The 24912-nt window shown below is 58.9% G+C and carries 18 protein-coding genes; 4 read left to right on the top strand and 14 right to left on the bottom strand.

Going from position 1 to position 24912, the window contains the following annotated elements:
* Positions 1-474 precede the first annotated feature (474 nt).
* From ACR2TX_RS04160 to ACR2TX_RS04150, 3 genes are all read right to left on the bottom strand, one after another.
* The gene (locus tag ACR2TX_RS04160; RefSeq protein WP_434110394.1) at positions 475-2487 is read right to left on the bottom strand and encodes a CHAT domain-containing protein; all 2013 of its coding nucleotides are present in this window, start codon (positions 2485-2487) and stop codon (positions 475-477) included.
* Between the two features lies 1 nt (position 2488).
* A complete protein-coding gene (locus ACR2TX_RS04155; protein ID WP_434110393.1) occupies positions 2489-3985 on the bottom strand; it encodes a metallophosphoesterase in 1497 nt (498 codons plus the stop codon).
* 312 nt (positions 3986-4297) lie between these two features.
* Entirely contained in the window at positions 4298-5215 is a 918-nt protein-coding gene (locus ACR2TX_RS04150) for a LysR family transcriptional regulator (RefSeq protein WP_077730306.1), read from the bottom strand.
* A gap of 103 nt (positions 5216-5318) precedes the next feature.
* Between ACR2TX_RS04150 and ACR2TX_RS04145 the strand changes: the two genes are divergently transcribed.
* A complete protein-coding gene (locus ACR2TX_RS04145; RefSeq protein WP_434131285.1) occupies positions 5319-5957 on the top strand; it encodes an FMN-dependent NADH-azoreductase in 639 nt (212 codons plus the stop codon).
* 23 nt (positions 5958-5980) lie between these two features.
* Positions 5981-6841 carry a pirin family protein gene (locus ACR2TX_RS04140; RefSeq protein WP_077730248.1) on the top strand — a complete coding sequence of 287 codons (861 nt, stop codon included), beginning with the start codon at positions 5981-5983 and terminating at the stop codon, positions 6839-6841.
* Here ACR2TX_RS04140 and ACR2TX_RS04135 read toward each other — a convergent pair.
* Complete coding sequence (locus tag ACR2TX_RS04135; RefSeq protein ID WP_434110391.1) at positions 6838-7809, bottom strand: DUF5996 family protein; 972 nt, start codon at positions 7807-7809, stop codon at positions 6838-6840. The two genes, ACR2TX_RS04140 and ACR2TX_RS04135, sit on opposite strands and share 4 nt — an antisense overlap.
* A gap of 579 nt (positions 7810-8388) precedes the next feature.
* Here ACR2TX_RS04135 and ACR2TX_RS04130 point away from each other — a divergent pair.
* Both ACR2TX_RS04130 and ACR2TX_RS04125 read left to right on the top strand, forming a co-directional pair.
* A complete protein-coding gene (locus ACR2TX_RS04130; RefSeq protein WP_434110390.1) occupies positions 8389-10212 on the top strand; it encodes a glycoside hydrolase family 15 protein in 1824 nt (607 codons plus the stop codon).
* 346 nt (positions 10213-10558) lie between these two features.
* Positions 10559-10978 (top strand): hypothetical protein, encoded by a 420-nt coding sequence (locus ACR2TX_RS04125; protein WP_434110388.1) that lies wholly within the window; start codon positions 10559-10561, stop codon positions 10976-10978.
* Positions 10979-11212: 234 nt separating this feature from the next.
* Here the strand turns inward: ACR2TX_RS04125 and ACR2TX_RS04120 are convergent, their stop codons facing one another.
* The 10 genes from ACR2TX_RS04120 to ACR2TX_RS04075 form a co-directional block, all read right to left on the bottom strand.
* Positions 11213-12811 carry a hypothetical protein gene (locus ACR2TX_RS04120; RefSeq protein ID WP_156880101.1) on the bottom strand — a complete coding sequence of 533 codons (1599 nt, stop codon included), beginning with the start codon at positions 12809-12811 and terminating at the stop codon, positions 11213-11215.
* 750 nt (positions 12812-13561) lie between these two features.
* Complete coding sequence (locus tag ACR2TX_RS04115; protein ID WP_077730252.1) at positions 13562-14479, bottom strand: methyltransferase domain-containing protein; 918 nt, start codon at positions 14477-14479, stop codon at positions 13562-13564.
* Positions 14480-14709: 230 nt separating this feature from the next.
* Positions 14710-15732: a sulfotransferase family protein gene (locus tag ACR2TX_RS04110; protein ID WP_434110384.1), complete on the bottom strand. Its 1023-nt coding sequence runs from the start codon at positions 15730-15732 to the stop codon at positions 14710-14712.
* Between the two features lie 258 nt (positions 15733-15990).
* On the bottom strand, positions 15991-17373 hold the full coding sequence (locus tag ACR2TX_RS04105; protein WP_434110382.1) for a hypothetical protein: 1383 nt from the start codon (positions 17371-17373) through the stop codon (positions 15991-15993).
* 205 nt (positions 17374-17578) lie between these two features.
* Complete coding sequence (locus ACR2TX_RS04100; RefSeq protein WP_434110380.1) at positions 17579-18967, bottom strand: hypothetical protein; 1389 nt, start codon at positions 18965-18967, stop codon at positions 17579-17581.
* A gap of 126 nt (positions 18968-19093) precedes the next feature.
* Complete coding sequence (locus ACR2TX_RS04095) at positions 19094-20488, bottom strand: glycosyltransferase family 4 protein (protein ID WP_086133185.1); 1395 nt, start codon at positions 20486-20488, stop codon at positions 19094-19096.
* A gap of 367 nt (positions 20489-20855) precedes the next feature.
* On the bottom strand, positions 20856-22055 hold the full coding sequence (locus tag ACR2TX_RS04090; protein WP_434110377.1) for a hypothetical protein: 1200 nt from the start codon (positions 22053-22055) through the stop codon (positions 20856-20858).
* Between the two features lie 41 nt (positions 22056-22096).
* A complete protein-coding gene (locus ACR2TX_RS04085; protein ID WP_077730257.1) occupies positions 22097-22843 on the bottom strand; it encodes an outer membrane lipoprotein-sorting protein in 747 nt (248 codons plus the stop codon).
* 57 nt (positions 22844-22900) lie between these two features.
* Positions 22901-24151, bottom strand: coding sequence for an ABC transporter permease (locus ACR2TX_RS04080; protein WP_077730258.1), 1251 nt, complete (start codon positions 24149-24151; stop codon positions 22901-22903).
* Positions 24148-24888 carry an ABC transporter ATP-binding protein gene (locus ACR2TX_RS04075; RefSeq protein ID WP_077730259.1) on the bottom strand — a complete coding sequence of 247 codons (741 nt, stop codon included), beginning with the start codon at positions 24886-24888 and terminating at the stop codon, positions 24148-24150. The genes ACR2TX_RS04080 and ACR2TX_RS04075 overlap by 4 nt, the downstream gene beginning before the upstream one ends.
* Between the last annotated feature and the right edge of the window lie 24 nt (positions 24889-24912).

Below are 24912 nucleotides of genomic sequence, written 5' to 3'. Positions count from 1 at the left end.
ATTCTCGACCGCCGCCACTTGGGGCGGTTGCACTGATAGCGGGTGTCGGGCGTTCGTTGTTTGACTGTTGCTCCGTCATTGGCTCGGGTTAGGCGGGGCGGATGACGTGACCATCCGGGAACGCGCAAAGCACGACGGGTTTGGTGAGCATCGCATCGAACCGGCCACGTTCCTTGAGGGGCTTCCGCGCGCCGTAACCCACCGGGCCAAGCCGCGGAACCGGTGGGTTACGGCGCGTAGAGAGTCCGTGGTCACGGAACCGTTCGTGGCGGTGCGCGCCTAATTCCAAATCGCTTTCAATAAGGCATTAATTTTCGTAGGGTGGGTTAGGCCGCGAGGCCGTAACCCACCGAGCGACCTCGAATCGGTGGGTTACGCTTCGCTAACCCACCCTACGATTAATGTTCACTCGAATGCCGAATGGGATAATCCATCCGACTCCGGACACAAGACTCGGAACCTTGCTCTTGTCCGTCAGCAAGGCTTCGCCTGGGACAGGGATTCGTCGCCTAGCGCCGATAGCGCGGTTCTGGCCAATTCGTTCCACTGGTCCCTCTGCCAATACTCGAGATAGCGCCTGAACTGGCGCTGGGTCGAAAGAATCGGGAAGGCATCGGGACCCAGCAGGCAGAGCATTTCACCGCAGAACTCCCTGATTTCCTGTTCCGCCTGGCTGGCGCTGAATTTTGGCGCGCCATAGGCAACACCCAGCAGGGCGAGTTCGGCGAGTGTGGCCAGCACATAGGCGCGCTCTTCGCCCGCGGTTTTGTAAAGCTGCCAATGGGCGAGCTGCCGGGCGGCGGCCCACCAGAGGCCGTAATCCTTCGCGAGCGACTTCCAAACCTCGGCACTGCCCGCCAGGACCGGCATCGCCAGCATGGAAAGATACTGCGTAATGGCCCACGGGTTGGAAGGCTCGATCTCCAATGCTTCGCGATAGAGATCACGAGAGGATGCATAGGCTTTCTTGCCTTTTTCCAGCTTCGCGCGGGTGACCTCGGCATCGCCGGTTTCGCTTGCCGCGATCAGAAAATAGGCGATTCCGATGCGCTTCTCGCTGGCGGCATTCATGCCGAGACGCTTGGCCTTTTGCGCAGGCGATTTCTCCGTGACGGGCTCGGCGCACCAGGCCTTGAGTTCGGCGCGGATCGACTCGCACAGAACTTCCAGTTCAGCATCCCGATCGGCGGGGTTGCGCGCCTCGGCGGCTCTCCGGCCGTCCGCGTTGGCGCCGACCAGTTCGTCTATCCGGTCGAACTTCACCTCGAGCCGGCTGCGGATGCGTTCGTCGCGGAAGGCGTCCACCTGCCGCTCGAAGTTCCAGGGCACGGTCGCGTAGCAGACGATGCTCGCCCAGTCATGGGTGCCGGGCGAATCGGTACGAAGCCGTTGGCGCAGGTCGTAGAGCACCCAGCGGGGATCGGTGCCGCTCAAAAGGCCGCTGTAGAGCACCTCGGCCGCGATCGAGGAGGCCCGCATCCAGAGGGGGAATTGCGAGGCGATGACCCAGGGAATGCCTGCCGCGTGGAGCTCGTGAGCGATGCTGCCGCCGGGTATCAGCACCGACTCGATGTTGCCGGAATCGCAGGTCGCGAGCGTGACCACGTTGGGGCGATATTTGGTTGTCCCGGAGGAGTCCCGCGCCGTGAGTACGATCGCCAGGCGTTCGCCGTCGACCACGTCGCCTTGCGCGGAATTGGAATCGCTGCACAGCATGACGCCGTAGTGGCGGTCGCCGGAGTTATTGATCGGCGCGCCGTGGGCCAGGATGTGCACGTAAGCGTACTGGGTGGTCGAGCAGGCTTCCCGAATCTGCTCCAGGCTGGCATTGGGCAGCACCGTCAGGATCTGCTTGACCTCCCGGATGCGTTCCTCGGGCGTGTCCTTGATCTTGATCCAGGGATCGATCGCTCGCCGGATCGCGTGCAAATGGTCTTGCGCCGGCACCGGCGGGAGGCCGCCGGGCGATGCGAACGCGAACAGGATGCGCGGAGGGCGGTTCCAGTCGACCGGCAGCGGCCGTCCGCGCCGGACTTCCCGGGTCATCACGATAGGGGTGCGCGACTGCAGGAACAGGGGAGATCCGGAACCCGGAAAACCGTCCGGCGCGATAGCCGTCTCGAACGGCACCATGCCCAGCTCGAAAGAGGACAGCGAAAGCCTGAGATGCACGAGTTTCCCGCCGTCGGCCCGCGGGTCGGACAGTTCCGAGAGCAGCGCCGGAACCTGTCCGAGCACCCGCCCGATCGCCTCGCCCATTTCCCGCATCTCGCTTTCGCGCTGCGAGGCGGCGACGGGGCTTCCGTCTATGTCGTACCGCAGGCGTTCGAGCCGGTTGAGCAGTTGCCGTTGCTCGAACGGCATGTGTACGGTCACCGGACCGTCGGCGCCGCACAGCGCGAGATACGGCGTCAGCGGCGACAACAATTGATTGTGCGCGGGGCCCGGCCTGAGCAGTTCGAGTTTGACGTTGCGAATTTCGCTCATCTCAGGGCCTCGCGAATTGTTCGATAACCCGCGGCTTGCCCGTGCCGTTTCCCTCGATATGGGTCAGACGGCCGACGACTTTTCCGTCTTCCAGCGAGATCGAGACAGCGCTGGTTTGGTCCATCACGAACGATTCGCCGCCGAATTTCGCCTTGTCGATGGCCGCCATCCCGCCGTCGGTCAGCGCCTCGTACACCGGCTTGAAAGAGGCCGTGTCCTTGAGCATGGCGTCGCTGAACCGCAGCAGGCGGATCCAGGTGCCGCTGTTGAAGTAATAGCGGGAGCCGCCCATCTTAATGGCGCGTTCGAGATGAGTATGGCCGGTGACGATGAAGTCGGTGGAGCCGCCGACCGAAGCCGTCACCTGCTTATAGGTGTCGTCCTGATCGGTGATGTCGAAGGTTTTGTCGCCCGCGAGCCAATCCTTGAGCGCGCGCCGCAGCGCTTCATCCTTGCCGATCCCGGTGATCCAGCCGGTGAGGCGATCCCAGATCAGGCCGCCGGTACCCAGAGTTTCGTTCGCGGGTGTCGCGCGAGCGCCGGGTTGCTTGAAGCCCTTCTCGGCGGCCAGCAACATGTCGTCGGCGGTTTGTGCGCCGGCCGGGCCTCCGCCCTGGATGCCGGCCGAAACGTTCGGCCCCAGCAGCTGATCGACCGTGATGGCGGGCGCGCCGGTCGCCTGGCGGGGCTGGAATCCTTCCGCCGACAGGCGCTGGTCCACCTGTCCGCTGCCCCGTTGGCGCTCGCCCAGGATCGACAGCAGGCTGTTGATCTTGGCCGCCTGGGAAGGATCGAGCACCACCAGGGTTCCGACGGCGGCGGAGGTCTCGGGCTTGAGCAGATCGATCCACGCGTACCGGCGTTTCACTTCGTTCATGACTTCCTTGACCATGCGGGTGCCGGCGTTCGGGTACCATTCGCTCGGTTCGAGCGAACGGCCGGCATTCAGGCGCCGCGCGACTTTCGCCAGATCTTCGTAGCGGTTGTAGTTCCAGGCGTCGACTTCGTTGCCGTGGGTGCAGAAGACGCGGGCATTGCCGACCAGGCAGGTGTGGCCCGCGCCGGTGGTGGAGAATTCGATCCTTGCCCTGGCGAGAAGGTCTTCGCCCGCGAGCCGCGACAGAATCAGGCGCTGGACCGAGGGAAAGGACACTTCGATGTCGTGGTTGCCGATGACGATCACCAGCGTGCGTCCTTTCTTCTTCACGAAATCCGCGAGAGCCTCCCAAATTCCGGAGAACGACTTGTCGTCCATGATCCGCGTCAGCGTGGCCGTCGCCTCGTCGACGGCGACGTAGCCCCGGATGTCCTCGGCCAGGGTGTCGAACACGTCGCCGTTCAGAATCAGCGCGACGCGCCCTTCGGGACGCTGCGCCGCCACCCACCGGATATAGTTGGCGAGACGCTGGGTCTCCCTAAGGATCTGGAAGCCGGGCTTGCCGCCCATGTGGATATCGGAGATGACATGCACCTCGTCGTAAGCCGGGAACTCGCTCATGTTCCTACCCCCCCTTGATAAGTCCAAAGTGTTCGTATGACGTCCGCTGCAAGCGCGGATGATAATTCCGATTCGACGGTTTTATAAAGGATAGGCTTTAAGCTCGCTGAGCGCCGGAGACATCCTTCCGATCGCAAACGGTGTCTTCGGGAGCACCGAAGACACCCTTCCTTGCCGGGGTGACGATTTGTGTAAAGATTCATGCACAGAGGCAGCTTTTACAATGTCCTTCCCCACGGTGAGACAGAGCACAGCTCGCCAACAAGCCAAGCGAATCGGAGTCCGCTGCGGGAGAAATCGGAGAACTGCGGGCTAGACGGAACCGCTGTTCATCCCGGTTCCGCCTTCGGCGGCGCAGGCGCGGATCAGTTCGGCCAGCTTGCGGGTGGCGGGGCCGGCAAGCTTGGGCTGGGCGAAGATGAGATACAGCGGCACCTTTCGGCGCTGTCCATCGCGCAGGGGCAGCGGCTTGAGCCGGCCGGAGGCGAGCGGCTCCTCGATCAGATGGCACGGAATCCAGCCGAAGCCCAGCCCCGCGCATAACAAGGCTATCCGCTTCTCGGGACTGGTCACGCTCCAGCGCCGCGTCGCGCCGAGCCACCCGGAATCGCGCGGCGCCAGTGTGCCCGAATCGCTCACGACGACGTGCAGTTCCCGGCTCAAGTCATCGGCATCTAGGGTTCGTCCGAGCCGGTGTAGCGGGTGGTCGGGATGAGCCACGGCAACGAGTTCCACGTCCAGCACGTGATCTCCCAAAAATCCCGGCGGGACTTGTCCGCCGATCGCGAGATCGGCGCGGCCCATGATCAGCGCCTCGTCGGTGCCGGACAGCACCTCTTCGCTGAGCAGCACGCGCGTGTGCGGGCTGAGGGGCGCAAATTCCCTCAGCATGCGCAGCAAAAGGGGAGTGGGGAACAACGCGTCGACCACCAGCCGGATTTCCGCTTCCCACCCCTGCACCAGACTGTGGGCCAGTTTCTCCAGTTTGAGCGCTTCGCCGAGCAGTTCTTCTGCGTGGCGCAGAAGCGTCTCTCCCGATTCGGTGAGCTTTGCCTTGCGGCCGTGAATCTCCAGCAGTTTCAGTCCGAGCTGCTCCTGCAGCCGGCCGACCGTATAGCTGACGGACGACTGGCTGCGATGCAGCGCTTCGGCGGCCTGGGCGAATCCGCCGTATTCCACGATCGCCTGCAATACCCGCCATTGCTCGAGAGTGGTCCGGGGAATCTTCATATGATCGAATTCTTCGATAAGAATGCCCAGAATTTTGCGCTTTTTAATCGAGTCATACAAACCTATCCTGGTGCCGTCTATCGATTCTTACCAGGAGATCGCCATGGCCAACGTGCTGCAAATCAAGACCAGTTTGTCCGACACCGGCAACGCCAACCGCTTCGCCGACGCTTTCATCACCCAGTGGCGCGCGCGGCATCCGGAGGACAGGATCGTCACCCGCAACCTCGGCCGCGAGCCGATTCCGCACCTGGACGAGACCGCAATCACAGGCTTCTTCGCGCCGGCCGAACGGCGCACTCCCGAGCAGCGGGCGGCAGTGGAACTTTCGGACGAACTGATTGCGGAGCTTCAGGCGGCGGATGTCCTCGTGCTCGGCGTTCCCATGTACAACTTCGGCATCCCGTCGACTCTCAAAGCCTGGATCGACCACGTCGCCCGCGCCGGAATCACGTTCGAGTACACGGAAAACGGCCCGGTCGGTTTGGTCCAAGACAAACAGGTGTTCGTGCTCGCCGCCCGCGGCGGAGTCCATCGTGGCACGCCGCAGGACACCCAAACCGCTTACCTGCGCAATGTGCTGGGTTTCCTCGGGATGACGGACGTCAATTTCGTCTATGCCGAAGGACTGGCTTTGGGGGAGACCGCCAAGGGGCAAGCGGAAACCGATGCGCTCGGGCAGATCGCCCGGCTTGCCGGTTCCCGAGCGGTAACGACTGCGGCGAAACCGATCGATGTTTGACAAATTGTTTGAGGAGAACACCCATGACCACCTCTCCGAATTTTGTAACCCGCGAGGTCGAGCGACTGGTCACCGGCAATGCCGTTTCGGACGGTGCGGGCGTAAAACTGCTGCGCGTGCTGACCCCGGACTTGCAGCGGCGGCTCGATCCCTTTCTGATGCTCGACGAGTTCCGCTCCGACAATCCGGACGACTATCTCGCCGGCTTTCCCGATCATCCCCATCGGGGCTTCGAGACCGTGACCTATATGCTCGCGGGACGCATGCGGCATCGCGACAACGCCGGCCACGAAGGCTTGCTGGCTGCCGGCGGCGTGCAATGGATGACGGCGGGTCGAGGCATCATTCATTCCGAGCTTCCCGAGCAGGAGCAGGGGCTGATGCACGGTTTCCAGCTTTGGATCAATCTGCCCGCGCGCGAGAAGATGACCGAGCCCGGCTACCGGGACATTTCGGCGGAAGCGATCCCGAGCACCACCACGGCCGAAGGCGTGACCATCCGGATCATCGCCGGATCGGTTGCGGGCATCGGCGGCGCGGTCAGGCGCGAGGCGACCGAGCCGCTCTATCTCGATCTCGAAATGCCGGCCGGAAGCGCTTACGAGGCGCCGATCCCTGGGGGACACAACGCGTTTCTGTACGTTTACGAAGGCGAAGTCGGCGTCGGCACACGGGGCGAGCCGGTGCGCGCCCGTCAGCTCGCGGTCCTGACCAACCGCGCGGATGCCGATGGCGTGCGGCTGACGGCTTCGCGCGGGGCTCGATCGTTGCTCGTCGCCGGCCGTCCCCTCAACGAGCCGATTGTGCAGTGGGGACCTTTCGTGATGAACACGCGCGACGAGGTCGAACAGGCCATGCACGATTTCCGCTCGGGCAAGTTTTAGGTCGTGGGGAAGGTAGGCTCTTTGCCGGATAGGCTCCGTTCCAATGACGGCCGATCCCAGTGTCCCAGATCGGCGGCCGCGTCATAGGTGCTTTGGAGAAACTCCAGCAGCAGCCGGCCGGGTGAATCCGCCTGCCGCACCTCGGAATAAGGCAGGACGAATTCCTTGAGCTCGGGGCTGTAAAACGCGCTTTCGGGACGTGCCGGTGCGTCCGGAAAACCTTTCGGTTCAGGGTAGGCATAGGCGTAGAAGGCTGGAAACGGGACAGCATCGTTACCCGGCCAGAAGCCGCAACTGCTTACCTCATGGGAATAGGCCTCGCGGACCACCCAATCGGGAAGATTGGGCACGCCGCCGGGGTGTTCGGGCGCGCGCCGGCCGGAGAAGCGTGTGACCGCCAGGTCGAAGCTGCCCCAGAAAAAATGCACCGGACTGCATTTGCCGATATAGCGCGCGCGGAATGCCTTGAATACGCTATCCGCCTGGGCCAGCACCCTCCAGCACCGGTGGGCGTGCTCGGCATCGTAGGCGGCGTGTTCCCGATCCTGGTCGAAGGGAATCGCGCGGGCGACCTCGTTGGGTTTTTTCCGTATGGCGACCTCGATATCCAGCGCCCGAAGCGCGGCAAAAATTTCCCGGTAGAAATCGGCCACCGTGCAGGGTAGAAGCGGGAATTGTCGCGCCGCGCCGTCGCTGGTCCGGATCACGAGTCGATGCTCGATAAAATCGAAATCGATCTGGAACGTTCGGTCACGATAGGGAATCGGCGAGGTCGTCAGCCCGGATGTCGTCAGATAAAGCACGACATGCCAGGAGTGGTTGATCCAGGGCGTCAAGGCCAGCCGGATTTTGCCGACGATCTGTGTCCACATATGCAAGGTCGCATAGGTGTCTTGCCATGCCTGCAAAGGCAGGTCCGGCCAGGCCGAATTGTCGTTGATGGTGCTCGAAGCGTTCTGGCTCGTCATGGTGACCTCCATCGAGCGGGGAATTTCAACGTCTACTTCCGCTTGATCCCAAGCTCCTGCTCTCATCGTTATACACAAGACCCAGCGGGTGGTCGTCACCGTCATTCCGTCCATGGACGACGGAATCCAGGGCCATGGATGGTAACCGGCCGGTCGCACGCTGGCTTATCCGAAGCACAGCTCCGGCCCGCCGCTTCACCTCCGTGTGGCTGGATTCCGGCTTCCCTGCCGGAATGACGGGTCCGGGCACGTTTCGGGTCGCTCGTAAGTTGTGTATAACGATGAGAGCTCCTGCTTGGGAATACGGCCTTGGAAGCTCCAGCCTCGCAAAGGGCAGGAAGCCGGAGCCTCCAAGACTTGGGTTCCCAACCTTGAGGTTGGGAACCAACATCTGGTTTGATTTCTCGCGAGGTCCGGCCGTTCCGGAGTTCCGCATGCCGCCATGATTTACCTTTGTCAGAGCTTCCGGTTTCAGACGGAGCGAAGGCACTCCCGCATGCCCTGTCGGTCGAATCGATCAAGGTCTCACTCCGTGCGTTCGGTGCTTGTCCTGCGTCCCATCCGACTGGAGATACAGCCGTGAGCCAGCTTCCCATCGCTGACTACGCCTTTCTGTCCGATTGCCACGGGGCCGGCCTGGTCAGCCGCGCCGGCTCGGTCGACTGGCTTAACTTTGCCCGTTTCGACGCGCCCGCGATCTGCTCGCGGCTTCTGGATACGGACGGCGGCCATTGGGCCATCCGCCCGGTTGGCCAAGCATCGACGCGCCGCCGGTATCTCGACGGCACCCTGGTGCTTGAAACGACCTTCGAGACGCCGACCGGCACCGTGGTTCTGACCGACGCGCTGGCGATGGGACCCAACGAACGCGGCCACCAGCTCGGCGCCGACGCGCCGCATACCCTGATCCGCAGCGTCCGATGCCTGGCCGGGCACGCAGACCTCGAGATCGAGTACGCGCCCCGGCCGGAGTATGGGCTGGTCTTTCCCTTGTTGGTTCCGGTCGTTGGCGGCGTATCCGCGCGGGGCGGCGCCTCGGTGCTCCATCTCAGTTCGCCCGTGCCGTTTCAAATCACCCGTTCGACGGCATGGGCGGGCGTGAGAATCGAAGCCGGCCAACGCCTGGACTTCGCCTTGCAGCATCGTTCGAGTTCCGAAGCCGCGCCTCGAGTCTGGACCGAAGCGGATATCGCCGAACGGTTGGACGACACCATCACCGCCTGGCGCAGCTGGTCCGATCTCCACCAGAACTACGAAGGACCGTGGCGGGAGCTCGTCCGCCACAGCGGGCGCGTGCTTCAGGGGCTGACCTATTTTCCGACCGGCGCCATCGTGGCCGCACCGACGACTTCGCTGCCGGAAGCCGTGGGCGGCAGCCGCAATTGGGACTACCGCTACACTTGGGTGCGCGATGCGAGTTTCACCCTGGAAGCGCTGTGGGTGGCGGCCTGTCCGGACGAAGCCTATAAATTCTTCGACTTCTTGGCAGGCTCGGCCTTGACCCAGATCGAGCGCGGCGTGGATATGCAGATCATGTTCGGCATCGGCGGCGAGCACGATCTGACCGAACGCGAGCTGCCACATCTGTCCGGCTGGCGGGCCAGCCGTCCGGTCCGGGTCGGCAATGGCGCCTGGAATCAGCGGCAGCTCGATGTCTACGGCGAGCTGTTGAACGCAGCGTACCGGCTACAGGGACAGCTCACCACTCTCGATCCCATCACCCGTAATTTTCTCGCCGATGTCGCCGACGCTGCCGGTCGTTATTACCGCGATCCGGATCAGGGCATTTGGGAAATCCGCGGTCCGCCGCGAGACTTCCTGTACTCGAAACTGATGTGCTGGGTCGCCCTCGACCGGGCCATCGGGCTCGCAGATCTGCTCGGCGCCGCGGATCGTGTCGAGCGCTGGCGCGCCGTCCGCGAGGAAATCCGCCAGGCGATTCTTACCCAGGGTTGGAGCGAGCGGGCTCAGTCCTTTACTCAGGCGTTCGGTTCGGACGAGCTCGATGCTTCGGTCCTGATGATGGCGCTGGTCGGCTTCCTGCCGGCGGACGATCCCCGCATGCTGGCGACGATCGATGCGATCGAGCGGGAGCTGACGGACAAACGGGGGCTGGTATTCCGCTATCGCGCCGACGACGGGTTGAAAGGAGAGGAGGGCACTTTCCTGCTCTGCACTTTCTGGCTTGCCCACGCAGTCGCTTTGGCAGGACAGGTCGAGCGCGCCAAGGGCATCCTGGCCCGCGGCGCCGTTTATGCCAACGATGTGGGCCTGCTCGCCGAAGAGGTCGATCCGAGCACGGGCGAGCTGCTCGGCAACTTCCCGCAAGCCTTCAGCCATATCGGCTTGATCAACGCCGCGTGGGCGATTGCCGAGGCCGAGCAAGCCCGATCGGCACCGTAATTCCATTCGACATTCGAGCGAACATTCATCGTACGATGGGTAGAGCGAAGCGAAACCCATCGATGGCAGGTTAGCCCCTAGGCTCCGCGTAACCCGCCGATTCGAGGTCGCTGCGCGCCTGACCTATCCTACTTCGCCGGCCGAAGAATCGATCGTCGGCACCGGCGATCCTCATCTTTCTTTAATCTTTTCCCCGGCGGCGTTCTCATGTTGCTTCCGTACTCTAGTACCCGACGGGTGCGGCGATTCCTGGACACGTATCTAAAGGCGCACCGGTAAGAGCCGTTTTTTTGGGGGCCGCCTCGGTGCGGAGTCAGAGACTGATCTAATGCGTTAAAGGTGACTCATGCCAGCAAACATGCGGCAAGACGAGAGGATCGAGGTTTTTTCATTCATTGCCTTGTATGAAGGCCTCAGTGGATTGCTGATCGATCTCGATCTCTATGTGTTCAATAAGGCGGGCGAATTGATCGAGTGCCAGCCCATATGGAAGGGAAAGACCGTAGTGGCGCTTTCCGGGAGGGAACTGAGTAACGCGCGAGTCATGATCGGGCCGCCCATACGTGATTCCATACGCGGGCCAATCACGATGGACATGATTCGGAATTACCATGGTTTCGAGGTCGGGCTCGATTTAGTGCCCAAGACCCGCTCGGTTACGCTTTCCGCCGTGCCGGAGGCAATTTGGCGGGCATGGCAACAATCGGGCTCATGGAGCAAAAGCAGAAAACATCCCAACGCGTTCGACGGTTTTCTATTTTGGTAGATGTCGGCGTCGTCTTGGTAGCGATTCCGTTGCGCCATTGAGAGCATTTTCCGGCTTGGCGTAGCGCTCCCAACGTGGAATAGGTCGGAAAAGCGGCTTCGTCGGCAACGGGTTGCCGACCTACGAATAGGTACGGGACAGTTCCCCCATCTAGCCGCTCTACATGGTATTTGCTTTTGTCTGCCTGATTTAAGGAGTGCCGCGCTGCGGCACTCCTTTCCCGATCTCTCGATGTTACGGCTTTACTCCGATGAGTTTCCAACCGCCATCCGGAGAGAGATTTGCTCTGCTGGACGATCCCACATAGAGGACATCTTTCGTTGGAAGCATGTTCCGCACACCCATAACGGTTTCGGGATGGCCGAAGCCGTTTATGGTCCATGGTACTGCCTTGGAATTCCCATCGGGGAAGACCCAAAGGTCGGCACCGGGATTCTTGCTGAAGTTGACGCTGGATCCCGAGTCGAGCGTTCCCACGGCCAGCTTTCCTTGGAAAACCGCCATGGTCCAGGTATAGACATTGGTCGGAACGTCGAAGCCCGCCGCGCCGTAGAGCGGGGTCATGCCGCCCAGATTGTTATCCACCATGCTCCAAGTGCTGCCGTTGTATTTCGGTAACTGCTTTTCCCCGTAGAGCAGTTGAATCTCGGGACTGCTACCGAAATTGCGGCCGCGGAAGATCGGAATGGCCCGGCTGAGGTTCTTTTGGGTTTCGGTACGATCCTGGGGCTCTCCGTAGGTACTCACGAACGTGCTATAGACCGACCACGGCGGGTTCATATGTCCCCAGTAGAGGTAACCGGCGAACGAGGCCAAGTCGCCCACCCCTTGGGTCGAGGCAACGAGGTCGTCGACTTCGTAGTCATTTACTTCCCAAACCTTGGTCCAAAGAGGGGCATGGATAAGCCGCAAGCCTCCTGCGGGAATCGGCGGACTCATCCAGATCCCGGCCGGCGGGTTGTTGGTTCCGAGGAAGCTGCCGACCGAGCTGGACAGTGTCGACGGACGCCAGGTGGCCACGAAAAGACGCCCTTCGTGCACGGCCAGATTGACCGCATCGTTGTCTACCATACCCACTGTCGTGAAGCTGAAAGGATTGCTTCGAGTTCCCGTCCAGCGCAGTATTTCGCCGCCTCCGGTGAGTGTCTGCACGCCGGTATACATGGCGCCCTGCGCAGAGACGAATTTGCGGATGTTGGCGTATCGCAACAAAGTCGTCGAGCCGAGATATTGTTTGGTATCGGCATCGAAGGCAAACAAATTGACGCTCACCCCGAGCTGGCCCGGACCGGCGAGTATTGCCACGCCATTGGATACGCCGGCCGACCGCAAGCCCAAGGTCTCGTTGATGAGAGGGTCGTTCGGCGTAACATTGGTTTGCTTACCGGTGGCGATGTCATAAACCCATACCTGCGGCGGTCTCCAGTCGCCCAGGAATTGGCGCAATGGTACGGGAACGCCGGGGTATTGGCTCAGCGAGCCCTCGAGGACGTTGATGGGATTGCCGGTGGAATCGTTAGCGAAATCGCATTCCTGCAATCCGTCGCCTGCGGTTTGTCCTATACCCGCGACATTGGCTCCAGTTCCGATCCAGAGGGTCTGTTTCCATTGGGCCAGACCCCAAAGATAGGCCTGATTTCGCTTGGGCGTCGTGCCGGTGGGGCAGGCTCCATTTGCCGACGCGGCGACATAAGGCATGCCGCAACCGTTCCAACACTCATCCGGGACGGCCTTCGCCAAGACAGTAGCGGTCTGCGCGTGGGAAACCGTTACCGCCGAATGGAAAATAAAAAGAGATAAGGGAAAAACAACTCGCCAATTGCACTTGATCATGTCGATACTCCTTTTTCCAAAGTGCATGTTTCCTGTTCGTATCATATTGCCCGTAACCGGGCAGAACTCGCATATTTGGTATATGTAATCGTTGAATTAAGTGGTTGCTTTCATTCTCCTCCTGAGTTGTTTTTGAATTTTTATTACAAGATTTCGGTATGGCACCGAATATTTTATTACGCGAATCTTATGCCATATCTATATTTTTAATTAGATCAATTATTTGCTTGGAGATAGTAAAGTGTCTGTAAAATTTTCTGACACCTTGATATTGCCGATCACGCGGGGAAGTTATGCCAATTCTTTGGAAAAATGATATTCAGCGAACGTAGGCTGAGCCGAAATCGTAATATGTCAGGATCATGTGTATATTTATAATTATAATTATAGGTTAATTACTTGGCTTGGTATGGCGAATCGATTGTAAAATTTTCTGACACTGTTATTTGCTTGAAAGGCTAATTCCAAATCGCTTTCGATAAGGACTTGCTTTCGTAGGGTGGGTTAGGCGCACATCAGCACTGATTGACCGCCGATCACCGCGCTTTGCGTGCGCCGTAACCCACCCTATCGAAAGCCGAATGGAATAAAATGCCGGCTCTCAGCGAGTTTTGATTAACTGAAAAACGCCGGGAGTCTAATATTAATGAATTATTTTTTAGCCCATGAAAGCTCTTTGTATATTCGATGTCTATGCAGTGGACGGTGCAAGTTCAGGCAGTACTATTAAAGTTGCGATAATTCGGGTTTTTATTTCGTTTTATATACTCTTTCGGTTGCGGGAATTTCTTTTTCTAATGCCAGTTGCCAACGAAATGCCCATTTCCATTTAATATTCCTCTTTGCCTCAGAAAATTCGTCTGTCAGCCTCTCCAGGTCCTTTTTCCGGAATCCCCGCAGGATGGAGATTAATCCATCGTGACGGGTAATGGTGGATGAGGCTGTAACAAAGGCGAACAATTCAAAAAGATGATAAGCAACAGGACTTCTGTGCAGGTCGTTGACCACAACTGCCAACCTGCACTGCTCGTAAGAATTCTTCAACAATTCTTCTGCCTTTCGGTTGTCGAAATGGTGAAGAAACAAGCTCATCACGACGATGTCAAACCGCCTTTTTTTAAACTCGTCCGAAAAAACATCTATCTTTTCAAAGCGTATCTCCGGAAAATCTTTCGATTGCGAAGTCGCATACCGAATAATCGAGTCGTTTATATCGACGGCGGTTACTGAAACCGGGATGTTTTTCCTTCGACACCATTTGACGACTGCTCTGGGAAGATCGCCGCTACCGCAACCCAGATCAACAACTTCTATCGGACGGCCGAAATCATGCTGTTCAAGTAACGGTGCGATGGCCGAAACCAACGCTTTTTCTCCGCCCAGCCAGCGGTTGACCCTGGCGATATCCTCTAGGTTTTTGATCAGATCATCACCGCCGAGCGTTGGGTCGTCGAGGAGCTCGCTGAGATTGGAGCGTTGCGAAAAGCTGTTCATGATTATTCCTCCAATTGTTTCAAACCACTGTGTTTTCACCGGAATTGCCACCATCAAACGGATGTCCGGACATAACGGATAGTCTTTCGTCATGCGTCCCGAAACATTCGCAGAAATGCCGATGACAATTCCGAAATGAAACTTCTCCATGGCGGCATCGTTGGCCGTTTCCATCGCCAGCCATTTGTCTACGCTGCCTTTCGGTGCGATCCACCCGTTTTGCGGAACGGCAATAAGTTATTAATCAGGCCCGTAAATACCCTCCTGGTATTTCGGGCCGCCGCCCAGGCCCGGTACACGCCCGGCCTGGGCTCACGCGGCTTGTCGCCGCGCCGGGGCATCCTTGCCCCGGATTAACCCGGCCTATATTTATAGGCCGGGTTAATAATCGGAGCCTCCTCAACCTAAGCCGCATCATTCCTGCGCATAGGGGTGCCCAGTCCGCTCGCATACCCATAGCGTTCTATTACCTGCCCCCAGCGTCGAGTAATTTCCTCCCTCAGTTCCGGGGTGAGGTCGTAGCGATTGGTACGATAATCGTTCGTCTCTTCTAGGTACTGCTTCAATTTGGGAAGCATTCGCTCGAAATCGCTTAGTTCCAGCTGGTCATACAGCTTACGGAGTTGCCCGACCGGATCTTGCACGAGGTCCTCGTATCGCAGTTCATGGAAGCGGGGGGCGTGGAGCAGCGGGCGTGCTTCCTTGATCTTCTGGAACATATGCAAGAAATTTTCGAACACATAGTCTTCCAGATCGTCGTATTTCGGTTCTTGCAGGCCCTGAGCCTCGTACAAGGATTTCCACAAATGCATCGTCGAGAGAAACAGGGTGTAAGGGTCGCGCACGATATGAACGAACTGTGCATCCGGAAACAGCTCGAGCAAGACCTTGATTCGATAAGTGTGGGTGGGGGATTTCAACAGGATACGTTTGGGGTTGCGTATCGTCAGCTGCTTGAGAAATTTTACGAAGCCGTCTTTCCAGCGCTGCAGCTCCCGCGACGGGACGTCTTCCAGACTGAAATATTCGGGGCAGGGATTGCGATTGGGAAAGGCGATCTTCTGGTAAGGGGAGGGCAGTCCGAGATTGCACAGCGCAAACTCGTCTTCCTGGGGACGTTCCCAACCCATGGCCATGTTGTCGAACGGCCGCTGCTCCGGTAATAGAGCCTTGAACAGGAAACCGAGCCAGTGCGCATCGAACCGCTCCGTGAGCAGAAAGCGGTTAGGGTTGAAGCACACGTAAGTGGTTGGATAGGTGAAACGGTCGTCCAGGGCGAGAAGCTCGTGGAGCCACGTGGTGCCGGAACGCCAATGTCCGATGATGAACAAGGGCGCTTGCTTGATTTCCGTTCTGCGTACCCGACGGTTCCATATCAGCTCTTGCAGACCGTGGCTCAAGCAGCCCAGCAATATGACGAATGTCATGGCCACAATCCGGGGTATGCGTCGCACCCCAACGTCAAATCTGTTGTGTGCCAACATTCTTAGCCAGCCGAGAAAATTGCCCCCGAGCCAGATTTTGGCATACGACTTCTTTTCGCTCCGTGTCTTGCTATCGGTTGTATTCGTGGACAAATCCATTTGGGCGATTCCTTCTGTAAGGTTTAAATGAGTGACAGCGAGGCGTTTCCTCTGCGACGCGAAGCGTTCACTACGGCACGAAAAGTCGGCATCGGGACTGCCTCATTGCGCACCTGCGACCGATCCGCAGCGATCCCGCTCAAACTCGGCCTTGGTGCATGTCGTGACGAGCGGAAAGTACTCTCCCATGTGCGCCGTAATGGCGGCGGGGTCGTTGTTGGTGCCGGCATAGTAGAGCAGCGCCTCGGTAAACGCCGGGTTTGGCTGCATGTGGCGCAGGATCAACGCCGGTATGGTATCGGTCGTAGGTAACCAGTTGTCTGCGTTGGCGGGCCGGTTCTCCGGATTGGAGAAGGCGAACGTCACATAGCCATCGCCATCTTGCGCCGTTTGGGCATCGTACAAGCAGCCGTTAGTAGTCCATAAGCTCGAAGTATTGTGCATGCACAGAGACCAATAGCGGAGCTGCTCGTTGCCGGAAATATCGTCCGCAATACCCTGGAGACCCTGGGTGTCGGGGAAGCTGGGCGCCCTGAAGCGCATCACCGTCACCTCGCCGCGCGAGGGACTCAAAAACACCAATAGATACCCGGTCTGAGCGTTGTAGTAGGTGCCCCGGCCGCTTGGCTGCGGCGTCACGGCCCGATAACGCGCCAGACCGTTGTTGAAATCGGAGGCGGAGGGACTCGGTATGCCCCCTGCTGCGGATGGGCCGTCGATCACGCGGAGTCGAGGCTCGTCCCTCTCGGCGGGTAAGATTTGTGTTTCCCGCGTTTCTTCCGGCGACTCGGCGCTTTCTACTAATCTGATGAGCGCTCGCTTTTCTGCGTCCTGGATCTTCCGCATTTTCTCGCACATCCCGTGAATGCCTTCCAGGCTGGTCTTTGCAGGGTCATCGACGACGAAATAGAAATCCGGCTGAGGAATGCCGCCGAGCGAATCCGTGCCCGGATCGGGCAGGTACACCCGGTAGGCTACGGAGTTGTATTCCGTCGTGCCCCCATCGTAACGATAGCCGCCGTAGAGGATATTCGCCGGCCTCGGCGGCTTAGGCGGCCGAGCTTCGGGCGGCACGTCCAGTAGATCGACGGTGTAAGCGCTTTCCGGGACGTACGGCGTATTCGGGAGGAACGGGTTTTCGCCGCGGTCGGGGACGATGTCGGTGTCGGCCAGCAGTGCCGTCGAAAACCCCAAGAAATCGTGGTTCTGCCAGGACATATAGCGCGCTCGAGGGAACCCGGTACGGAACCGGAAGTGCCCACCGGGTGGATATGCCGGGAGCGCCTGCAAGAACCAGTACACGGCGTTACTTTCTATGGCCGGTGCAGTACTGCTCTGAATCAACCAGCCCGCGCATTCCGTGAGGGGAACCTCCTGGCCTCGGACCAGGTCCTCCTGGGCAAAACTTTCGCCGGGAAGCAACCCGAGCAGGCCGCTTCCCATCACTCCTGATATCGTCACAAGCTTGCGGAACGAATCCTTCATTGCACACCTCCTTAAAGGCAATGGGCCAATCCTTGGCCAGTCGAAGACATCCCCCGAGCTTTGTGCTTTGCCATCTACTGTATTTGCTGACAATTCCATTTGAGTGGTTCTTTCCGGTGTAAGCCCCAAGGAAATGACTAAGGAGCGAAGCGGTTCTTCGAAACGCCGCTTCGTCCGTGCCGCGCGTCAACGGCATCGCTCCTCATCACCGCGTACCTTGCGGCGCCAGCCCGCAGCGATCCCGCTCAAACTCGGCCTTGGTGCATGTCGTGACGAGCGGAAAGTACTCTCCCATGTGCGCCGTAATGGCGGCGGGGTCGTTGTTGGTGCCGGCATAGTAGAGCAGCGCCTCGGTAAACGCCGGGTTTGGCTGCATGTGGCGCAGGATCAACGCCGGTATGGGGCCGCTAGCGACGGGCAACCAGTTGGTCGCGTTGGCGGGCCGGCTCTCCGGATTGGAGAAGGCGACCGTCACATAGCCATCGCCATCTTGCGCCGTTTGGGCATCGTACAAGCAGCCCGTGGTAGGCAGCCCGGCCGTGGCATCGTGCATGCACAGAGACCAATAGCGGAGCTGCTCGTTGCCGGAAATATCGTCCGCAATACCCTGGAGACCCTGGGTGTCGGGGAAGCTGGGCGCCCTGAAGCGCATCACCGTCACCTCGCCGCGCGAGGCGCTCAAGAACACCTGGAGATAGCCGGTCTGGGCGTTGTAGTAAACGCCCTGGCCGTTCGGACGCGGTGTCACCACGCGGTAGCGGGCCAGATCATTGTTGAAATCGGAGGCGGAGGGACTCGGTATGCCCCCTGCTGCGGATGGGCCGTCGATCACGCGCTGGCCAATTTCTTCCTTCGCAATATTTGAAAGCGGCCTATCCTGCCTTGTCGCCAGAGACTCGGTGGTTTGAGCTACTGCGATAAGCGCTTGCTTTTCTGCGTCCTGGATCTTCCGCATTGTCTCGCACATCTCGTGAATGCCTTCCAGGCTGGTCTTTGCAGGGTCATCGACGACGAAATAGAAATCCGGCTGAGGAATGCCGCCGAGCGAATCCGTGCCCGGATCGGGCAGGTACACCCGGTAGGCTACGGAGTTGTATTCCGTCGTGCCCCCATCGTAACGATAGCCGCCGTAGAGGATATTCGCCGGCCTCGGCGGCTTAGGCGGCCGTGCCTCGGGAGGCACATCCAGTAGATCGACGGTGTAAGCGCTTTCCGGGACGTACGGCGTATTCGGGAGGAACGGGTTTTCGCCGCGGTCGGGGACGATGTCGGTGTCGGCCAGCAGTGCCGTCGAAAACCCCAGGAAATCGTGGTTCTGCCAGGACATATAGCGCGCTCGAGGGAACCCGGTACGGAACCGGAAGTGTCCGCCCGGTGGATATGCCGGGAGCCCCTGGACGAACCAGTACACGGCGTTACTTTCTATGGCCGGTGCTGTACTGTTCTCCATTATCCAGCCCGAGCATTCCGTCAGGGGAACCTCCTGGCCTCGGGCCAGGTCCCCCTGGGCAAAACTTTCGCCGGGAAGCAACCCGAGCAGGCCGCTTCCCATCACTCCTGATATCGTCACAAGCTTGCGGAACGAATCCTTCATTGCACACCTCCGTGTAAAGATATGAGCCAACTCCATGGCCAACTGGAGATATCCCGTGAACTTCGTGCTTCGTTATCGATTTGCCGATGAATTCGATTGGGCGATTCCTGATTGCATTAAGAAACATTAACCCGGAATGTGATGCGCGCCCTCGATCGCACGAGGTTTGCGACTGCGTTCGGGAAGGAAGCCATCGTCGCCGTATTCGCGCGTATCAACGCCAATATGCGCCAAGACGGCGTCCGCCATTTCTTCAGCGCTAAACCTTGCTGCGATCGCCCGAGTGTTCTCGGTCAGTTTCCTGTGCAGCATCTCATCGGTGAGCAGGCGCTCGAGCTGTTGGGCCAGGTCCTCGCTGTTCCAGGTTTTGAAGGTCAAACCGCCCGCCTTTTCGCCGTGCCGAATCACCTCGGTGATCCCGCCGTAATCGGGAACCAGCACCGGTGTTCCATAGCTCATGGCCTCGACGGCAACCAAGCCGAAAGGTTCTCGATAGACTGACGGATACACCACACACCGGCTATGTGCGTAAAGCGCATTGCGAACCTCGGGCGAAACAGTGCCGGCATGGTGGACGACTATGCCGAGATAGTCGGCGAGCTCCGCGATTATTTTCTTATACGCTCGGCCTTTAGCCGTGGCACCGCAAATGACCAGTTGCATGGGAATTCGGCGGACGTCGAGGAGTTTGGCTGCGTAAAGCAAAAGATCGATGCCTTTTTCAACCTCCTGGCGTCCGATGTACGAAACGATCGAAATTCCTTTAAGGAGATTCGGAAACGCGGTTTTGAGAATCGAAAGAGGAGGTTTTTCGGTCGATTCCGGGAGATCGACGCCGTTATAGATAACCCGCAACCGCTCCGGATCGAGAGCCATCTCGTCTACAATGCGATTGCGATAATCCTGGCTGATCACTATGGCAGGCCAGGGCGAACCTTGAGTGACCTCGTTCAGCCGCTCGCGATATTCTGCAAACAAACCGGCCCGCCGCGCGTACTTGGCAAAGTCCTCGTCTCCTTGAAAGGTCAATAGGTAGTCAAAGGGATGAGTACCGTTTTTCTTCGCCGCCAGAGCGAGAGGTCCGATCGAGCCGAAGCTCATCATGAGATGGTCGACTTCGTCCAGGGCAAGATATTTGAGCAGCCGCTTGACGAGGAAACGATCTGGATTCGGCGTTTCATAAAGAGACCCGATGAGGTTCACCAGCAGTCTATCGATAAAGCCGGGGAAGTTCTGGGCAAGTCGAACTCGTAATCTGAGCGGAATTAGGTACAGGAGCGAGCCTATGATTCTGTCCAGAAACTCGGACGGTCGTCGAAACTGATAGCGGGTTGCCCGGCAGAGCATCCTTTGCTGGATTCCGTCGGCCACGAGGTCCGGGTTGCATTCCAGCATCCAATAAACGGCCACTTTGAAACCCCGTCTATGCAGAGCATTGGCAAGGGTGATGTCGCGTACGGTGGAGCCGAGATAGGAGCCATTGCCGATTGTGACGAAGGCAAACGCAGGCTTGGAATTCATTGGAAAGTCTCCTCCCTGGGAAATTGCTGATTCTTCTATTCAGCCGGTACTTCATGTAAACGCACAGATCATTCCAACATCGCCGCTCCAGCGCGAACGCGACTGGTTCGTTCGATCGTCCGCTGTCTCCAGGCATATCCCTGCCTCGGAACAGGCCGATGGAACGCCGTCAGGGCTCCCGACACCGCTGCACCGGGGTTGTCGCCGCGACGCTAGAGAATTTTCCTCTTTCGTGTAGCGCCCCCACGGGTGTGATAGGTCGGCAATCCTTTGCCGACGCCCTGGATCGGTGAGAGGCTTTGTCGGCAAAGGATTGCCGACCTGCAACCTTCCCAACCCACGCCGCTAGACCGTAATGAAAAACGCGCTAGAACGTGTACGCGGCGCCCACGAAGAACGAATAATTCAAGAGGCTGCCGAACTCGCTGTCGCGAGAGCCCGTGAAACCGTTGGCAATGACGTACAACAGCGTATGGTCGGTGGCTTCGTATTCGAAGATGCCGATCAGGCGGTCGGACTGGTCGTTCAGATTGTGGATCACCCGGAAATTCACGTTGAAATCGTTCCAGATCTCGGTATCCGAATACTGGAGCATCATGTAGTCTTGGCGAAACATGGGATCGGTGGAGTCGATTTCGCCCCTAAGGAAACATTGATCGATGCGATCCCGCAGGCAGCCGTTTTCGTTATGGAAATATTCCAGGTTGACGGTCGGTCCGGCCTCGAAGGTGTACGAGGCGCCTCCCAGTAATTCGAAGTCGCCGTAATCGCCGTGGGCGCCTTCTCCGTAGAGGAGCAGCGCGTCGGTCACGTTCCAGCCGCCGAAAAAGCCGACCCGGTAGCCGGTGTGTTCCCGGTACGAAGGGATGACGGAAAAGTACTTGCCGTCCCCGGTCCAATCGATCTTGAAGGCATAACCCGGCTGAAAGTTCTGGCCTTGCGCCGAGCCGTCGGCGAATCCCGCTTGGTTGAGACCGAAACCCTGCTGCCGTCCCAACCGGCCTTCATCCGTATTGGCGATGAACGAAACGGCCCAGGTGGAATTCGGTATCCACACGGCCCGCGCATAGCCGAGTCCGGGAACTTCCACTCTCGGGTTGTTCCGCCCGTTCTCCTTGTTGAACGGGTTGGACGAAGACAGGAGCACCGACGGCCCCCACTGAAGGTTCTCGCGGCCGTAGGAGACGAACAACTCGTCCATCAGCCGATAGCGGGCGAACCACTCGTTCGTGTAGAACTGCGCCAGGCTGTCTTCTTCGCCCTCCGGGAACCCTTCTTCCCAGCGCTGCCACAGGTAGATGAAGCGTTGTTTGATACCCAGTTCCAACCGGCGGAAGTCCAGGTTGAGATCCACGCGCGGGTTGATCGACGCCTGATAAGTGGATATCTCCAGGATATTATTGGGATTCAGGCGCGAATTCATTTCCGGTTCCTGGAAAATTCCGAAAGCCAGGACGTTGATCCGCGAATAGAAGCCGTTCTTGATCTCGTCGAAAATGCTCACCGGCCCCGTGGATACGATCACGGGTTCGGTGGCCGCAGCCGCCGTTCCCGATATTGCGCACATGACAAAAACCCATAGTCCCCACGTTAGTCCACCGTTTTTTTTCATTTCATAAAGAGGTTGAGATTGAATACGTAATCCGGAAGTGGCTCGAACCGAGGCTTGGTGAGGTTGAGATAGGTCACGTCCTCGCTCATCAGTTCGTCGTACATGGTGATTTTGGAAATGAACGGGCGCTCCTTTCCGTCGATAAGCACTTTATTGCCGTATTCCATTTCAGCCAGTTTGAATTTCTTTCCCGATACCGTGAAGTACTCCGCTTTCACCCCCACCAGGCGCTTTTTCGAAATCCAGTATTTGATACGATCATACGTGGTCTTGTCGTTCTTGCTGGTGAGATCGAAAACATAGCATTCCTCGTCGCCCACCGTGTCGTCGGGCAACTGAGCAGCATTGTAGTCCTCGGCATAATTGGTCGAGGCGATGTCACCGTAGGCCGCGTTGCCCATTAGTTTCTGGCGCTGCGAAATGGGGACCGCCTTGCTCAGCCCCGGTTTGTAGAACCACATGTTGTTGTTCGACATGAGCAGCTTGTTGCCCTTGTACTTCGGCGGTGCGAGGCTTATTCCGGAGATGTCGAAGCCGCGCGCCTTGATGTCGTAATTCAAAGAGTCGGTACGGCCGTTTTCGATGGACTCTATCACCACTTCCCAGGAAATGCCCAGGAGGTTGCCCCGCGATTGATCCGCCGTCTTCAGTATAGTCTTGACGTCCGGCGAAGCCGACAACGGCGCGGCGGACAGCAATCCGGCCAGGATTAGCAAGCTTCCGAGCAAGAGGGTCGTTCTCATCGTCTTCTCCTTGTACTTTATCTACTCCATCGAAGCGGTCAACTGTCGCTCCTAGGTTCAGGTATGTCCCAGAGCGCCGACGATCTGCATGCGAGCTGCCGTGCGCGCCGGGAGACTGGCTGCGGCCAGGGAAAGAACGATCAGCAGCAGGATGCTGTAGAGCATGTAATCGGGCACCAGGTAGACCTCCAATGGCACCCGGCGGGTGATTTGGGGCGGTATCCAGGTCGGTTTGAAAAATGCGACGCCCGACCAGGTGATCAGGGTGAGGACCATGCCGAGCAGCGATCCAAGAATCCCCAATAACATGCTTTCGGCCGCGAACAGTCCGACGATGCCGCGGCGCTTGAACCCCAGTGCCCGCAGCGTGCCGATCTCGCGGGTCCGTTCCATGATCGCCATGCTGACGGTATTGATCACGCTCATGACGACGATGGTGAACACGATCAGGAAGGTGAACAGGAAGATCACGTCGAACATCTGCTTCACCTTGGTGTAAAAGGTGGAAAGCTCGTTCCAGGTCTTGACTTCCAGCTTCAAGCCTTCTGCCGCCAGTTCTCCGGCCAGCTGGGCGCGCACGGTTTCCGTTGTGTCGTCGTTCGTCAGCAGCAAGGTCAGGCGATCCACGCTGCCGGTATCGTAGAGGCTCTGGGCGAACTTGAGCGAAACCGACATGAGCTTGTCCTCCAGCGCTTCGACCGGGCCATCGAAGAGCTGAAACACCTGGGCGTCGAGCGCGTTGATCTGTCCCGACACGGTGGGCGCCATGGCGACGGCGTCGGAGCCCAAGTCCAGATTAAGCTGCTCCGCCAGTCCCCGGCTCAGGCCGATGCCGTGAATGACGTCGTCCTCCAGGGATTTGCCGTCGAACAACTGGATTTTCCCTATCATCCCGCGGGCATGCTCGTTGATGCGGCGCACGGCGGACGGCACTCGGCCGGCGGCGATGAAGATCGTCGACACCTTCCCGTTGCTCAGAAGTCCCGAAATGTGGAGCTGCGGTGCCACCACCACGATTTCCGGATGCCGGGCCAGCACCTGTTGAATGACTCCCATCTCTTCTTCGTCGATGAGATAACGGGTCGGATCGAGTTTGCCTTCCTGGAGAAAGCCGGTCTTGAAAACGCTGAGATGGCCGTTACCCTGCGCGTAGATGTAGGAATCCTTGAGGCTGGTGAAGATGTAGGCGGTGAATCCGCCCAGGGTGTTGACCGCCGCAAAGCCGAGGCCGATCGCCAGAATCGTGAACAGCGACCGGCGCCGATTGCGGAAGAGATTTCTTAAGGCGAGCTTGATCCAGGTCATCATAAGCCCACCGATCGGTCTAGCCGCATGGCCGGCTGCTCCGGCGACCTGTCATCGATGATCTCGCCGTCGCGCATCTGAATCTGACGCTCCACACGTTCCAGCAGGCGCTGGTCGTGCGTGGAGAACACGAAGGTCGTGCCGTTGTTGCTGTTGAGTCGTCGCATGAGCTCGGTAATCCTCAAGGCGTTTTCGGAATCCAGATTGGCCGTGGGCTCGTCGGCGATCACCAGTGCCGGATCGGTAACCAGGGCCCGCGCGATCGCGACGCGCTGCTGCTGTCCGCCGGAAAGCTTGGCGGGACGATGCGCCGCGTGGTCGTCCAGCCCCACTTCGGCCAGACGCTTGCGCGCCGCTCGCCTTGCCTGTGCCGTGGAAACTCCGGAGATCTGCAGCGGAAGCATGACGTTTTCCAGAGCCGAGAGTACCGGAATCAGATTGAAGCTCTGGAAGACGAATCCGATTCCGCGGTTTCGAAGCTCGCTGCGCTGGTCGTCCGACAGCGCGGCCACATCCTGGCCTTCGAAACGCACCGTACCCGAAGAGCATACGTCGAGCAGCCCGATAAGATTGCAGAGGGTAGACTTGCCGGAACCCGACGGACCCCAGACGGCCACGAATTCGCCCCTATGAATAGACAGATTCACTGTCTTGAGAGCCGTTATACGGCTTTCGCCGAGGTGATAAACCTTCCCGACCTGGCGAAGCTCTACCAGCAGCGGCGGACCAATCCTGCTCATTATTCAATCCTTTGTGTGTTGATG

The sequence above is a fragment of the Methylocaldum sp. GT1BB genome (genome assembly GCF_051027545.1).
Classification (GTDB): Bacteria; Pseudomonadota; Gammaproteobacteria; order Methylococcales; family Methylococcaceae; genus Methylocaldum.
This window is presented reverse-complemented; position numbering and strand designations above follow the sequence as displayed.